This is a genomic window from Agarilytica rhodophyticola, from assembly GCF_002157225.2.
GTDB classification, from domain to species: Bacteria; Pseudomonadota; Gammaproteobacteria; order Pseudomonadales; family Cellvibrionaceae; genus Agarilytica; species Agarilytica rhodophyticola.
Window position 1 is genome coordinate 5,829,834 of the sequence record NZ_CP020038.1, and the last position, 16,077, is coordinate 5,845,910.

Below are 16,077 nucleotides of genomic sequence, written 5' to 3' on the forward strand. Positions count from 1 at the left end.
CTAAAAATATAAGAAAATAGGCCCCATGGGGAGCAGATCAATTATTGTGCCTTGTATGATAACGGTAATATCAATTCAGAGCTTATGCCATAAAACCTGCACAGCAATAAGCCGAAGGAGTATGATATAGCGATAGTTGGCTAATACCTGTCAGATAGGATCTGATTAAATAATAAGCTTTATATAATAAGACGGTAAATTATATGACGCCAAAGCAATTTGATAATAAATTAAGCGGCTCTTCATTCAAACTACAACCGCTTTACAAACAAGTCGAAGAACATGTCATCCAACTTATTGTGGAGCAGCACTGGAAGCCTGGCGAAATGTTACCCAGTGAATTCGAGCTGGCAAGCCAATATAACGTTAGCCAAGGAACCGTAAGAAAAGCCTTAAATTCCTTAACTGACTCCAAAATTTTAACCCGTAGGCAAGGTGTCGGAACCTTTGTTTCTGAGCATACAGGCCATCAAGCACTCTACCGCTTTTTCCCCTTGGTCGCAGATGGTGAAAAGCCCGAACTCCCTAAAGCCGAAGTGATGCAACTGCGCTTACTAAAATCTGTCAGCACAGAAATACTTAATAGCCTGGGATTAAAGGCAAAAGAAAAAGTCATTTTTTTATCCCGTAGACGCATACTAAATGGCGAGTACTGCTTACTTGAAGATATTCACCTACCTTATAAGTATTTTAAAGAGTTGTTGGATGAAGAAGAAATCCCACACACTTTGTATCACTTTTATCAAACTCGCTTTAATTTAACAGTCCATAAAACTGTAGACAAAATAAAAGCGGTACTTGCACGAGCTAGCGATGCCAAGGCCTTGGAGATAGATAGAGGAGAGCCCTTACTGAAGTTTACCCGGGTCACTTATTCTCTCGATGGCAAGATAATCGAATATCGCGTCAACAGATGCCGCTCAGACCGCTTTCACTATTTGGTAGACCTTGAGTAAGAGTGGTCTGCACTGCCTTTTAGGGCCTATCAATAGGTATCTATTAGCCTAAATATAATTTAAACGATTGACAATTGTACAACTAGATTTTAACGTAGGTCTTATATAAGACATAAGAATATACTGATATTTACATTAAGTGAGAAATGAATATGTCAACTGAAATACCTAAAGTAGGTTTGGGTTTATGGAAAATCGCCAAAGAGAACTGTGCCCAGGCCGTTTACGATGCAATATCTATCGGCTATCGCCATCTCGACAGTGCCTGCGATTACGGCAATGAAGTGGAAGTGGGACAAGGTATCAAAAAGGCTTTGGATGAAGGCTTATGTCAGCGGGAAGATCTATGGGTGACCTCTAAACTATGGAATACCTATCATGCTAAAGAGCATGTTAAACCAGCACTTATGAAAACCCTCAATGATTTAGGACTTGAATATCTCGATTTATATCTTATCCACTTCCCTATCGCCTTAACTTTTGTGCCCTTTGAAACACGCTATCCACCGGAGTGGTTTTTAGACCCAGAAGCTGAATCACCTCGTATGCAAAGTGCGAAAGTACCATTACATGAAACCTGGGCGGCGATGGAAGAACTGGTCAACGAAGGCTTAGTCAAAAGAATAGGTGTTTGTAATTACAATTCGGGTCTTTTACACGACTTAATGTCTTACGCCACTGTTAAGCCTGCCGCCTTGCAAATTGAATCACACCCATTTTTGACTCAAGAGAAACTGATACGTTTGAGTCAAAGCTATGGTCTTGAAGTGACCGCCTTTTCTCCTCTGGGTGCTCTATCTTATGTAGAACTAGATATGGCAACATCTTCAGATACCGTACTACAAAATCCCGCTGTTATTACAGCTGCAGAGCGTACAGGAAAAACAGCAGCACAAGTTGTACTGCGCTGGAATGTGCAGCGAGGTTGCTCAGTTATCCCTAAATCGAGCAAACCTAATCACCTGAAGGAAAATTTAGATATTTTTGACTTCTCATTAACTGAAGAAGAGATGCTGAGTATTTCTGCACTCAATGCTAATCGTCGCTTTAATGATCCCGGACATTTTTGCGAGATCGCCTTTAATACTTTCCACCCTATTTACGACTAGCCCTATAGAGACACCCACGTAATGACTACTATAGAATTTCAGGATGTCGCCGAACAATTAAATTTTGACGGAGACATTTTTCCCAAGATTATTGTTAATCAGGGCTTTGCTTCGACAGTAGAAGAATGCAAAGCCTGGATTAAGGCGAATAAACAAGCACTAGAGACAGCGCTTACAACATCTGGAGCACTTTTATTTCGCGGCTTTCCAGTAAAGTCAGCAGAGTGCTTTGATGAATTTTCTGCTGCCTTTGAGTATCCTAATTTCACTTATCAGGAATCTCTATCGAATGCTGTAAGGATAAATTTCACCGAGCGAGTTTTTACCGCTAATGAAGCACCAAAAGACGTTGAAATTTATCTACACCATGAAATGGCACAGACGCCGATCTATCCAAGTAAACTGTTTTTCTTTTGCCAATCAGCTGCCGATCAAGGGGGCGCCACCCCGCTGTGCCGCTCAGATAAGCTATTTGAAGCATTGCAGAAAAAAGACCCTAAGTTAGCCAATGACTTTGCTACCAAGGGACTTAAATATACCACCACAATGCCTGCTGATGATAATCCGAAATCAGGACAAGGTCGCAGCTGGAAAAGCACATTGAGTGTTGCGGATAAAGCCTCTGCAGAGCATAAACTAAAACAGCTGGGCTATAGCTGGAAATGGCTAGAAGATAATAGCCTAAGAGCGGTAACTCCAGCTCTACCAGCAGTATTAAAACTTGATAACGGCAAACAGGTATTTTTTAATCAACTAATCGCAGCATATTTAGGTTGGCAGGGAGTAAAGGAAAATCCTTCCAGTGCTATTACTTTCGGAGATGGTAGTGCAATACCTAAAGCCGGCTTAGAGTTAGTAGTAGATTTGGCAAAAGACTATACTTTTGATCTCGCATGGCAAGATGATGATGTCGCTATTGTCGATAACTATATGGCAATGCATGGCCGCAGGCCATATTCAGGAGAGAGAAAAAGACAAGTACTGGTCGCCTTAGCAGCGGCATAGTATGAGGGCCTACTAAATAGGCCCTCACTCTAGATAAAGACCAAACAGGTATTACTCAGTTGGTGTCATATGGTAGAAGCACAGTTTATTGCCATCTAGATCACGTACATAACCACCGTAGAAAAATGGCATACGCTGCCCTGGCTCACCTTCATCACTTGCACCCAATTCAATAGCTTTGGCATATAGTTTATTCGCACCTTCAATTGAGCCGCCAGGAAAAGCAACCATGGTGCCGTTACCACACGCCTGCTCTTCACCATCGTAGGGAAGGCAAATAGCTAACATGGCTGAAGAGGGGTCATTGCCATAAAACTTGATACGATCCATACCCATCAACTGTTTTCCTCCTATTTCAGCAAGCAATGCATCATAGAAAGCAACTGCACGATCCATATCTTTTGTTCCAATGGTGGTGTAACCAATCATATTTGTCTCCAAGCTAAAATTGAGTTGTGCATTTATAGTAAGGCATAAGGTTTATTTCACTTTATACCCTGTTCAAGATAATAAGTCGTTCTACCTAAAAATAATACTATCGTTTTTTGAACCAATTATCACGAAATGAAAAGTGAAAGATTTATTAAAGCAAAAAAAATAAAGGCAATATTAAAATTGTTCATTTTTTAGAAAGCTTTTGACGTTTTTTTGAACGCATTCACTCTGATTTAAATACTGATGCCCCCACTTGCTCCAGCCTTTTGCTAGTAGGCTAGCGGCGGCCCATGCATTTTTTTTCTTAATAATACGAGGTAGATCTTTATCAAATTCACCTAAACCTTTACTAATTCTTGAGCTCTCAAGCTGGCGGTATATTTGCCGTGCTCTTGTGGTAATCGAGGTCATATCAGATGAACTAAGGTCAATGCTTCCTATACTTAGCGAAACAGTGTAAACGCCTGCTTCTAAATGGAGAAAATCCCCTCGCATCGCTGCAAATTCACGCCAAGCGAGGCTTTCCAACAGCGCACTCTTGGCATCGGCATTTTTCCCTTGGGTTAAAAATCGCTCATACTTTTGTGCGTATGTTGTCGCGATATACGACATAGTTAAGCCAGTTCCACCATATATAGCGGCATTTTTTGCAGCCCAAAACTTCAGCTCGGTCGTAGAGTCTTTAACATAAACCAATACGTATGAAGCTCTAAGATCCCCTCCTTGTGCCAGTTCTTTTAACTGCTCAACGGGATAAGCCTCATAACCATTAAATTGTCCAGCAAAGTGCCCTCTAGCTAACAGCCAATCTTCGTTTTCTATATCCGCGTCAATACTCGCTTTATCACTAAGTTCAGAATAGTGACACCAATCATCCTCATAGTTTAAGCCGCTGCTCTCTTCAGGGTATACATATCGAGCTGGCGAGTATATTGGGGTTTCGGCGGGTAGAGAGTCACTGACAGAAAGGGTGAGTTCGCTATTATCCTGGGGAGAATACTCATCAGCGGAATATTCACCTGGGTCGGAAACAACATATAAATAAGTACTTACAATCAAAAGGCATAATAACAAGGTGCGTAATTTAACGTACATAGTGGTCACTTAGAGCCTCATAACTGAGTGTTTTTCCGACTGAAGTCTCATTTTTAATCAAAAATTTGAAAAAACACCACAATGTTAATTAAAATGCCAAGCTTAAATAGAACAGTTCATTTTGATAATACGTTAACAGATTTTAAATATATCAAATTTTAATTGTCCTGTTTTTTTAGGATTGCTGTAACCATAAAGGCATGTAATGCATCAACAAGGATAAATGGAGAATTTTAGAGATGCGTATTAATTTCATTAAAGCATTAAAAGGCCTAACAGTTCTAGGTCTATGTTATATCCCAACCGCCTTAGCGGCGAACACTGCCACGCTTTCAGAAACTAGATTTAATATTTGCCCAGTAGGAACTGTCAAAGTATTAGATGATGTTTGTCTCGATAAAACTCTCGACAGTGATACGGTATTGCCGCTATCAAGTAGTAATACTTGCCCTACAGAATATATTCATATCAAAGGAACACGTTTTTGCATTAAAGATCAAAATGCGTCGATAACAATGAGAAGACACAACTATGTCGTTAAGCCAGCAGCTGACCAATGTTTTGCAGGTTTTAGCCGACTAGCAATGTCGCAAGTATGTTTAGATAACCAACTGGGCCTGATTGAGGAAAATAAGCGCTTAAAGCTCATCAAAGCGTCAAGGAAGATAAAAGGGCTATCTCGTTCGGCCAATCAATGCGTCGCAGGCTTCTATCTGCCTTCAGATGGCGATTACTGCATGTCTATGGATGTAGCACTAAGACCGTTTAAAGAGCTGAGAGAACTGGGTTTATATTCGTCTGGAGAAGCCTGTGACGAAGGCTTTGTCAGAAACAACCCTGATGAATTCTGTCGACCTAAAAAATCAATGTTAACCTGCGGATCAGAGGATTTTCCTTGTAAAAACGCCCCAGGAGACACACACTTGGTTATCGAAGATGAAGGTGGATCATGCTGTGGAAGCAGTAACTCCGATATGATTCTGTTTCTGACTAAACCACAAAGTCATTCAACTGACCAGAGTCCGGCAACAAGTTCCGCGCCCTCAGCTAGCGCGGTAAGCGATATACAGCTGGAGCCTGTTGTCATGTGTGCCCGTCCCGCCCGAGGACAACCACTAATGTGCGTCGACCCTGATTTAACACCAACAGATATCATTGAGGCACCCTAAATATTTATTGGTAGCTATCAATTATCAAAATGACGGATAAATACACTTATCCGTCATCTCTCTTACCAACACACTAAAATAGAAAACTTAAAAATGTTAATAATTTTCTAAAGATAGATTTTTTCTGTCTATCTGAGTTATCGAGCCCCACTTAAAGGCCTTTGATTATAGAGTTACAATACATAATAAATTGCCACCCAAAATCTAGATTTCTGTCACATATAATCTAGCAACAGAAACCTTGCCACATCTTATTATCACTGTTTTATTGCAACAATAATAAGTGAATCTACAGATTTATTTCTATCTTTGCGATAGCTACATGTGTTACTTACACGAACGTCTAAATTGTTGGCCGCTAATAAATTGTTGATATAATTCTGATTGTGTGAGAATCGACCTTGTAAATGAACTTGCCAAGGGGATTCGGTATTTTTTAGCATTTCTAATGTGCAGCTGAATATCCCACCTGTCTTTAATGCTTGAGAAGTTTTAGCAATTACTTCCTCTAAGTCACCTAGATATACTAAAGAATCTGCGGCGATGACTAGATCATAGCGATTCTCCACATTAGCCAGATAGTTAATAAAATCATCTGCTGCTAGTTTGTCATAAACATTTAGTGTTTTTGCCTTATCCAGCATCTTTTGAGATAGATCAACACCTTCGAGATATTGACTATATTGTGTGATTGCTTTGCCTGATAAGCCCGTGCCACACCCCAAATCTAACACTACATTATCTTCTGGATTTACTATAAATGGCGCTATGTTATCTGCGATAATTTGTGGGGCAGAATATTCTAAATTGCTAAGTGTTTTATCAAAGGTTTCAGCGAAGCTGTCAAATTCGTGAGCGACATAACCTGCCGGAGCTCTCTCCGGTTGCTTCTGATTTAATATATTTAAAAAATAGGTAGGTATGGGATTGTGTGGATAGTGCTCACTCCACTTTTGACAATTTTCTTTCGCTTTATCATTATCGTTATTACGCATATATAAATACATTATTTGTTTGTAACAACGATTAATCAGGTCTTCATCTTCTGACTCAGAGTCTATACACTGCTGTAAACAAAACAGTGCTTTTTCGGTTAAGTTAAGCTTATCAAACGTTATAGAAAGCTGTTTAAATATTGTACTTGAACCCTTTTTCTTCGCAACTTCTAAAGCATGTTCTAACACTATTTCCATTTCAGCATTTTTATCATGTAACCATAGCATTTCTCCTAGCTCGCAATAGTTACCGATATCATCAGGTGAGTATGCAATTGCTAGTTGATAATCGTGTTGTGCTTGCTTTACGTCGCCTTTTTCGCGGAGCAATAGTGCTCGATAACTATAGCCTTCAGCACTATCGGTAATTTCTGATAGATATTGATTCCACTGGTTAATGGCATCATCTATCCGCCTTAGATTCATAAAGCTTATTGCCAGCAATTTATGGTTTTCTGGCTTTTCTTGTTCCGAGGCAAGAGTAACAACTGCTGCTATAAGCTTTTCTGCCTCCTGAGTTTCACCAAGCTCCATCAGGACTTCAATCAACTCACTATAAATAGAAATATTCTCAGCATCATATTTTAATGCTTGTTGATAATCGGCCGACGCCTTTTCTAACATATTTTTCTTATACCAATAAATCCATGCGCGATTTTGGTAGGCTGAAGCATTATTGGGAACCTGTGCAATATACTTATCCCATGTAGCCAGGGCATCGTCGTCTCGGTTGAGATTCATAAGTGTTGTTGCGGTATTAAATTTATACAGTGATGTTTCTTGGCTAGTATTTGCAGCTTTCTGGTAGAACTCCAAAGCTTTGAGATTCTGCCCCAGGCCTTGATAGACACAGGCAAGTGCATTCATAACAACATGGTTATCGGGCTCATGTTGTAAAAGATGGTGATATCCTGCTTGAGCATGCTCTAACTGACCATCTTCATGAAGTGCGAGCGTATCTTTAAAACTGGGTATTTGACTTTGTAGCATATTAGATTTTCTCACTGTTAGACACCGTACATGACAGTATTTTTGATCGCTTTATGGAGATAGTGAGTGCTGCAAGATAGAAGTTCATGCAAGAGCGATAATTTGTTGTTTATTCCTAGGAAAGGTCTCATAAATGATATGCCTATATTTCTTAGATCGAGATATATAAACAACACAAAAATATTGGATAGATTAGCTTTGAATAACGTGCCTAAGGTGGCCCACTAGAAAATTAGGCTTTGTATGAATAGTTGTATGGTAACTCCACTATTGGCCTGAGCTGTTGACGCATTTACAATAAAAGCGCCTTTAAACCAGACTCAAGCAGCAAATAGCGAACTGAGACAGAACACTCTAGGCATCAATATTGGCGGTCTGAGTAAATATCAGCATATTCTTAAAGTGCAAACACAAGAAGAGGGTCTCAATCGAAATTAGATTAAAGCTGCATAGATTAGCCAATCAAGGATTGGCACTTAATATCGCAAGAGCAATTTGCCCCTGCTTTAATAGCTGATGCTGGTTGCCATATTTAAATAACTCTCGACCAGCTAACTCTTTAACACCTTTTTGTAAAAGACTTAGCGCTTCACTATTTTTTTCTTGTTGGTGCAAGATCAATCCGAGTAAAACTTGCACCTCAGCAATCATACTATGTTTAGCAGGAAATTTTTCGCTACGTTTTTGTAAAGCAAGCCGCACCAAAAATTCAGCTTCATCAGCTTTATCTTGCGCCAGTAAAACTCTGCCATAGCCCACTTGAGCAAATGTCTTACGCATACCACCATCAGCCATAATTCTTAAGGCTTCGGCATATGTCTTTTCTGCTTTTTCTATATTATCTTGAGCAAAAGCAAGAGAGGCTATTTGGCATAAAGCGCGGCCGATAGTATCATTGCTGTTGGTTTTCTCACGGAAAATTTTAATCATGTCACGGTAGAAAACATCAGCTTCTTGGTACTTTTGCAAATCCTGTAAAACGGCACCTAACCACATGTAATCGATAGCAGTAGGCATAGTATGATCTGAAACAGCACGACTACGAATAGCAATGGCTTCGCGAATATAACGTTCAGCTTTTTCTAATTGTCCCCGACGATGAAAGATTACCCCTAATGTTCTATAAGTTTCAGCAATATCAATATGATTGGACTTTAGTATTTGTGTCTGTAACTCCAGAGCTTGCTGTGCTAGACGCTCGGCATCATCTAGTAGCTCCATGTCGGTCAGCATAATAGCAAAGTTCGTCAGATGTACCGCGTAGTAGGAATGCTCTTCCCCTAAAATATTTTTTTGAATTTCAATAGCTTGCTGCATATTCTTTTTAGCGGAGTCGAATTTTCCTTCAGTATGCTGTAACACAGCCAAATTATTCAACGCAGTAGCAAGCTCTTCATGCTGTCCATTCGCCAGCGGGCTTAATATATCAATCGCTTCAACTAGATACTTTTTGGCCTCATCATAATCAGCGGTATAATATTTAAACTCTCCATAAAGCGCGAGTGTTTCTGCATAGGCAACACTTTGGGATAGCTCATCTTTGGAAAGCAATTTTTTGTAAATACCTAAGCTTTCTTCAAATAGAGGCTCGGCATCTTTGTATTTACCAGAATAGGTGTAAACACTAGCAAGAAGAGTTAGGGTATCGGCTAAGCTCTTTTCATTTTTTTCAGGAAAATTACGTTGTTTTTGTAGCGATCTTTCGACAAAACTAGTGCTATTGTCTAGTTTGCTTTGACTAAAATATATCTCTCCAAACAAAGAGAGCATATGTGCTTGTATTTCTGGAAACTGCGCTAGCTCTTGCTCGATTCGTTCTTCGCCTCGCTCTAACAAAGTTTGTGCTGTCACACTTTCCAAACCTGCCACGGTAGGATCAGCGGCTTTAAAAACACTTACCAAAAAATCAGAGACTTTATTTGCTTTTTCTGTTTCAAGTTGGCTAACTTTAAGTGCACGGCTAATTTCATCTGCTTGATAAGTCACAGTCACAGCATATACGGCGAGTAACATAATAAACATAGTTACTGCCGACAGCGAACGCCAATGGCGTGTAACAAATTTCTTACCTTGATAAACAAGACTTGCGTTTTGAGCAGCAATGGGGCGCTTTTCAAAATAGGCTTCGATATCGTCTTTTACTGCCAACATCGACACATAACGGTCTTCAGGTCGATTTCTTAACATTTTAAGAATAATGGCATCCACATCGCCTTTGAGCTTTTTACCTAGCCTTTTGATTTCAAGTTCACTTAGACTCTGAACTATCGAATCGCTTTTCTTAGCTTTCGTGGATGTTTGAAATATAGCTTTACGGCTAATAACAGAACTCGGCAAACTAGGATCTTCCTCGCAGATCATTTTCACCAGTTCTGCAAGTGATGCTGCTCTATCACGAAATACTTGGCGATTAGTCAGCAATTCATAAGCAACTAAACCCAGCTGATATATATCTGTCGCAATGGTAATTGTTCTATTTTGCAATTGCTCAGGTGCGGCAAAACCTGGGGTCATAATATTTTCCCCGGTACGAGTTAGATTGTCAGGCTCGCTTTCGCTCAACAATTTGGCAATACCAAAATCTAATAACTTAACGTGCCCTTGTTCTGTTACTAATATATTAGAGTGCTTAATATCGCGATGTACAATTAAGTGGCTATGGGCATAACTCAGTGCATCGATAACTTGTTGTAGCAATCTCAAGCGAGCATCAACACTAAGGTTATTTTTTTGGCAATATTCATTAAACGGCTGCCCAGAAACATACTCCATCACAAAGTAGGGCTGCCCTTCTGCGGTCAGACCGGCATCGTATAGTTGTGCGATATTAGGATGTATTAGCGACGCTAACAGTCTCTGCTCTCGTTTGAAACGGTCAATTAAGCTGTTTTTATTATTGTCATAGTGGCTGAGTAATTTAATCGCTACTTGCTGCTCGAATTCACCCTCTCTTCGCTCAGCGCGATATACCACACCCATACCACCGCGCCCCAACTCTTCACACAGGGTGTAAGACCCTATATCTAGGCCTTCTAAATTCTGAGCAAAACTTCCGCCAGCAACAGTATCCCCAGTTATACTCATTAATGAAGTTACCAACTCTGCGGCAGGGCGGCTTAAAAAAGTCAGCGCATTTTTCTCAGCCAGCAAAAGAGCTTCAATCTCTTCATATAACGATTTATTTTTGTCACATAAAGACTTGAGATAATCGAGTTGTTTGTCTTCGGGCTGCTCAAGTACATGATCAATTATTGATGTAATTTCATGCCATCGAGTTGCAGAGAAATCTATTGTCATAATATTTAAGTGATCGCAACGTACGTCTCTTTCCATAGAATATAGGGCATAGAGAGCCGTATCCAACTAAGCCTTAACTAATCGCAAGTCGCTATTCACTTTCCATTAGTAGTTGCTAACATTTATCGTTCTATAATTCATTATATAGTCGCCGCTATCATTAATATATATAGGACACCTCTATTAATTAACAGTTTACGACTTTACTAATAAATCGCGAACGCGGGCAAAACAAGCACAACGGTTATGAACAGCTTCTAAGTATATAATAATGCTGCTGGCTTTAGAGTATGTTAACAGGCCTTAGAGTAACTAGTGTGAAGTTAATAAAAACATAGAAAAGCAGAAAAATAGAAAACAAAAACGAATAGAATACGTTCCCAGTAAGAAACAGTCAGTTTACACTGTGCCGGTTATGATTAATTAAGTCTACAAAGAAGAAATAGTATGTATTTCTTCTTTGCGAGCAAGAAAATATTAACCGTCCTTTGTTAGTAATCTTTATTAGGCTAGTAATCCTATATTAAGAATCAGAACAATAAAATTTTTCAAATTTCATTATCATATCTAAAAATACATCTAGAGCAACTGCTACATCCGCCTCGGTGATAGCTTCAGCTGGATGATGACTTATACCACCTTTACATCGCACAAATAGCATTGCCATAGGATATATACCGGAAAAAACCATAGCATCATGGCCTGCTCCACTCATCATAGAAAGAGGTTTTAAGCCATAGTCAGCAATAGATGCAGCGGTCAGTTGTTGTAGCCAATCGGCGCACTCCACAGCTGGTGCATTGTGGATCTCTTGGTAGGAAAAGTTAATATCTCGATCGTGGCATAGCTGTTCGATATATTCAAAAATAGACTTCACCGCGGCATCACGATCCGAATCCTTGCCACTGCGAATATCCAGAGAGAACTGACATTTACCAGCAATTACATTAACTGAGCCAGGGGAACATTCCAACTTACCCACAGTAGCAACGACATTCGAATTCTTAGCTACATCTTCAATTTGAGCAATACACAAAGCGGCAGTAACCATGGCATCTCGACGCATATTCATAGGCACAGTGCCTGCATGCCCAGCCATACCTTCAAGAGTAAAGTTAAAGCGTCGAGCCCCTGCGATAGAAGTAACAACGCCAACAGCTAAGTCTTCTTGCTCAAGTATTGGGCCTTGCTCAATATGTAACTCAAGATAAGCTGCGACTTTGTCGCCACTACGATTAGCCGTGGAGACTTTCTCAGGTTTAAGACCAAAGCTCTCCATTGCTTGCGAGAGGCTCATCCCTTCTTTATCTTGCAGCGCAAACCAGGAGTCTTGCCACTGTCCAGCCACTGCACGGCTACCTAGCAAGGTAGTGCCAAAACGCGTCCCCTCTTCATCACCGAACCCAACAACGTCGATATGAAAAGGTAATTGAACATTATTCCTGTGAAGAGCATCAACCACCTCTATTGCCGCGACTACGCCTAATATACCGTCGTATTTTCCAGCATTTGGAACAGTGTCTAAGTGAGAACCTAAAATAATAGAACTGGCATCTTCATTTGCTGAAGCATAACGTCCCCAGCAGTTGCCGGCACCGTCTATCCAACTTTTCATACCGGCTTCTTGCATCCACTGTTGAGTTGTGGCGTTACATTGCTGATGCTCTTGTGTGAGATAAGTACGGCAAATACCTGTGCTCATTGAGCTATACTGCGCTAATTGCTCACAACGTTGCATCACCCTAGCAGCTCCGGGAATGTGCTTATCGCCATTCAAATCAAACATACTCACTATTTCAACCTCGGCTATAAACATCGAGTTTTTGCAGGTATTGCGCCTTTTGATCCGCTGTCAAAAAACTCGCTTCAAAGCTATTTTTAGCTAGTACTAAAGCTTGGGGTTTCGTTAAGTTTAAGGCTTCATGTAGCGCCATATAATTTTCGTTGAGGAAACCTCGAAAATAGCTAGGATCATCAGAATTTACAGTAACTTTTACCCCCTCCTCCAGTAATTCAAGAATATTATGCTCTGTCATCGAGTCAAAAACACATAAACAAACATTGGATAGTGGACAGACAGTTAGAGGGATATTTTCCTTTTTAAGGTATTGTAAGAGCGTTGCATCCTCAACACATCTGACTCCGTGATCAATACGTTGCACTTTGAGTTTTTTCAACGCACTCCAGATATAATCTGCTGGTCCCTCTTCCCCGGCATGAGCAATGGCTAGATACCCTTGCTCTCTTGCTACACGATATAACTTTTCGAATTTTTCAGGTGGATTTCCATTTTCTGAGCTGGCCAAGCCAATGGCTACAAAATCATCGCGAAAGGGTTCGGCTTGCGTTAGTGTTTCAATTGCCTCTTGCTCACTTAAATGGCGTAGTAAACTTAAAATTAAAAGTACAGATTGTCCCCAACCTTGTTCGGCTTCTTTGATGGCTTTTTTAAACCCGGCCATCACAGTGGCAAAGCTAACACCATTAGGAAAGTAGGTTTGAGGCTCTACCATAATTTCGCAGTGAACAATATTTTGCTCCCGACATTTAAGTAGATAATCCATCATTAAGTGGTAGAAGTCCTCTTCGTCTTTTAGCACCGAAGCGCCCAGATAATAAAGGTCTAGAAAACTTTGTAAATCGACAAAATTATATGCGGCTTCGACCTCTTCAGTAGTCTTGTAATCTAACTTGACATTATTTTTCTCAGCAAGAGCGAGTAAACGGTGAGCTTGTAAGCTACCATCAATATGTAAATGCAACTCCGCTTTAGGGAGCCCACTTACCCAGGCATTGAAATCACTATTGTCACTCATATTGTTCGCTACCCCATCATTGCAAGTGCCGCTTTAACAGCTTCACCGGCAGGCACTTTAAAACCTTGTATGGTTAGCGATTGTTCTAAACACGCAAGGGTTTGCAATACTGCATCTTTTCTAGCGTTATATCCCATCGTGCCAATACGCCAAATTACACCATGCAGAGCGCCGAAAGAAGTACCTATTTCGATACCGAAATCCATCAACATTTGCTGGCGAATTTTTTCACCATTCACACCTTCAGGAATATAAACGCCAACAACATTATTCATTCTATATTGCTGATTGCCAAACAGGCGTAAGCCCATTGCTTCAAGGCCAGCAGCCATGGCATCGCCCTGTACTTTATGGCGGGCAACTGCGTTGTCGACGCCCTCCTCTAATAATATTCGCGCGCATTCACGAGCACCGAACAACATACTGGCAGCTTCAGTATGGTGATTGAGGCGCTCTTCACTCCAATAATCCATAATCATGGCCAGATCAAAATAATTAGAGCGAATACGCTCACCACTGGCATCGATATGTTTGTCTGAACGTATACCCGCTTCGATATGGCGTCTGGTATTAATAACAGCAACGGCCTCTTCGTTTAATGTAATAGGTGCACTACCCGAGGGACCGCAGAGACACTTTTGTAAGCCTGCAGAAACTACAGAAATTCCCCATTCATCTGTGCGAAAATCATTACCAGCAATAGAAGCAGTGGCATCACAGTAACTCAAGACGCCTTTTTCTTGGCAAATTTTTCCGATTTCATCAAGAGGCTGACACATAGTTGTAGACGTATCTCCTTGCACTAGTGCCACTAATTTTGGTTGTACTTTATCAATCGCTTTCGCAACCTGCTCAGGCTGAACAACCTCTCCCCATTCGATATCTATTGTATGTACTTGGGCACCACAACGTTCAGAAATTTCTTTTAAAAGTAAGCCGAAGCGCCCGAAAACGGGAATTAGAACTTTATCGCCAGGATTTAATAATGATACTAGCGCAGCTTCAATACCACCTCGCGAAGTACTATCGACAATAAAAGTCCATTGATTTTCTGTTTTAAACACGCCGCGATACAAGGCCATTGTTTCGTTCATACATTGTGTCATCGACGGATCAAATTGACCGACCAGCTGATGCGACATAGCCTGCAGAACACGGGGATCGCAAGTAATAGGGCCCGGCCCCATCAGCAGTCTTGCAGGTGGAACGAAAGCTTTATTAATTAAATCTGACATACTATTTGGCCTTCATTTATTTAAAAGTTACGAGAAAAATGATTGGTAGATCATACGTGAAGCACTGATCGCTAAAAATACGGCAAAAACCCGCTTTAACTTAGCGCTATCTAAGGATGAGCCAATTTTCACCCCTAGAGGCGCAGTCAATATAGTTAACGGAACGATTAAAGCAAAACCATAAATATTGGCAAAGCCAATAGTTCCTGCTGGGGCATCCGTTGGAGTACTTGCCAAAGTCAACATTAACAAAGCACCTGGAGCGGCAATAACTAAACCAAATACAGCTGCAGTTCCAACAGCCCGATGAGCAGCTGTATTGAAAGCACTTAATAAGGGAACGCCCAAAGTACCACCGCCAATTCCCATCACTACTGATATCGCGCCAACAATACTAGCAAATATTGCCTGCACAATATTGTTAGGCATTTTTTCTTGCATAGGCGCAGCTGATGCCCGAAACAACATATTGGCCGCAACTAATAAAGCGACACAGCCAAAAACTGCACTGGCAACCCCTCCCCCTGCACGAGTCGCGAAAATACTGCCCGCTACCACGCCGAGAATAATAAAAGGAGACCAAAGCTTAATAATATCAAGGTCAATATTACCGCGCTGATGATGGGCGCGAATAGACGAAATACTGGTTGGAATAATAGTCAATAATGATGTTCCAGTAGCAATCGACATTGCGGTATCGGCATTAATACCCAAGCCTTGGAAGATAAAATACAATACTGGAACGATAACAATACCACCACCAACACCCAATAAGCCCGCTAAAATACCAGCCACTACGCCAGTAAATAGTAAAGCCAAAACAATCGGCAACCATTCAATCATAAATATCCTAACTCTTAAAAATATGCCTCTTGTACGGGCATTAAACAAATTAACAACATATGCCCTAGCACAGGCTTATGGACAAAATACAAGCCAAACAAGACTTGCTTACAGGTGGCTATAAGCCCCATT

General features: G+C 40.7%; 12 protein-coding genes. 4 read left to right on the forward strand and 8 right to left on the reverse strand.

Annotated elements, in window-relative coordinates:
* Positions 1-203 precede the first annotated feature (203 nt).
* From BVC89_RS24135 to BVC89_RS24145, 3 genes are all read left to right on the forward strand, one after another.
* Positions 204-956 (forward strand): GntR family transcriptional regulator, encoded by a 753-nt coding sequence (locus tag BVC89_RS24135; protein WP_086933665.1) that lies wholly within the window; start codon positions 204-206, stop codon positions 954-956.
* Positions 957-1,108: 152 nt separating this feature from the next.
* Complete coding sequence (locus tag BVC89_RS24140) at positions 1,109-2,065, forward strand: aldo/keto reductase (protein WP_245929212.1); 957 nt, start codon at positions 1,109-1,111, stop codon at positions 2,063-2,065.
* A 21-nt stretch (positions 2,066-2,086) separates the two neighbouring features.
* Positions 2,087-3,070, forward strand: a complete 984-nt coding sequence (locus tag BVC89_RS24145) for a TauD/TfdA family dioxygenase (RefSeq protein ID WP_086933667.1) — start codon at positions 2,087-2,089, stop codon at positions 3,068-3,070.
* Positions 3,071-3,121: 51 nt separating this feature from the next.
* Here BVC89_RS24145 and BVC89_RS24150 read toward each other — a convergent pair whose 3' ends face one another.
* Both BVC89_RS24150 and BVC89_RS24155 read right to left on the reverse strand, forming a co-directional pair.
* Positions 3,122-3,499: a VOC family protein gene (locus BVC89_RS24150; protein WP_086933668.1), complete on the reverse strand. Its 378-nt coding sequence runs from the start codon at positions 3,497-3,499 to the stop codon at positions 3,122-3,124.
* A gap of 180 nt (positions 3,500-3,679) precedes the next feature.
* Positions 3,680-4,600, reverse strand: coding sequence for a hypothetical protein (locus tag BVC89_RS24155; RefSeq protein ID WP_086933669.1), 921 nt, complete (start codon positions 4,598-4,600; stop codon positions 3,680-3,682).
* A 239-nt stretch (positions 4,601-4,839) separates the two neighbouring features.
* Between BVC89_RS24155 and BVC89_RS24160 the strand changes: the two genes are divergently transcribed.
* Positions 4,840-5,769 (forward strand): hypothetical protein, encoded by a 930-nt coding sequence (locus tag BVC89_RS24160; RefSeq protein ID WP_086933670.1) that lies wholly within the window; start codon positions 4,840-4,842, stop codon positions 5,767-5,769.
* A 257-nt stretch (positions 5,770-6,026) separates the two neighbouring features.
* On the opposite strand, the gene BVC89_RS24165 is transcribed toward BVC89_RS24160, so the two are convergent.
* The 6 genes from BVC89_RS24165 to BVC89_RS24190 all read right to left on the reverse strand — a co-directional run bounded on the left by BVC89_RS24165 (position 6,027) and on the right by BVC89_RS24190 (position 15,945).
* Positions 6,027-7,769: a methyltransferase gene (locus BVC89_RS24165; protein WP_086933671.1), complete on the reverse strand. Its 1,743-nt coding sequence runs from the start codon at positions 7,767-7,769 to the stop codon at positions 6,027-6,029.
* 447 nt (positions 7,770-8,216) lie between these two features.
* Complete coding sequence (locus BVC89_RS24170; RefSeq protein ID WP_086933672.1) at positions 8,217-11,087, reverse strand: tetratricopeptide repeat protein; 2,871 nt, start codon at positions 11,085-11,087, stop codon at positions 8,217-8,219.
* A 487-nt stretch (positions 11,088-11,574) separates the two neighbouring features.
* Positions 11,575-12,837, reverse strand: coding sequence for an allantoate amidohydrolase (locus tag BVC89_RS24175; protein WP_086934734.1), 1,263 nt, complete (start codon positions 12,835-12,837; stop codon positions 11,575-11,577).
* A 10-nt stretch (positions 12,838-12,847) separates the two neighbouring features.
* The gene (locus BVC89_RS24180) at positions 12,848-13,867 is read right to left on the reverse strand and encodes an adenosine deaminase (protein WP_086933673.1); all 1,020 of its coding nucleotides are present in this window, start codon (positions 13,865-13,867) and stop codon (positions 12,848-12,850) included.
* Between the two features lie 8 nt (positions 13,868-13,875).
* A complete protein-coding gene (locus BVC89_RS24185; protein ID WP_086933674.1) occupies positions 13,876-15,102 on the reverse strand; it encodes a pyridoxal-phosphate-dependent aminotransferase family protein in 1,227 nt (408 codons plus the stop codon).
* A gap of 27 nt (positions 15,103-15,129) precedes the next feature.
* The gene (locus tag BVC89_RS24190) at positions 15,130-15,945 is read right to left on the reverse strand and encodes a sulfite exporter TauE/SafE family protein (RefSeq protein WP_086933675.1); all 816 of its coding nucleotides are present in this window, start codon (positions 15,943-15,945) and stop codon (positions 15,130-15,132) included.
* Between the last annotated feature and the right edge of the window lie 132 nt (positions 15,946-16,077).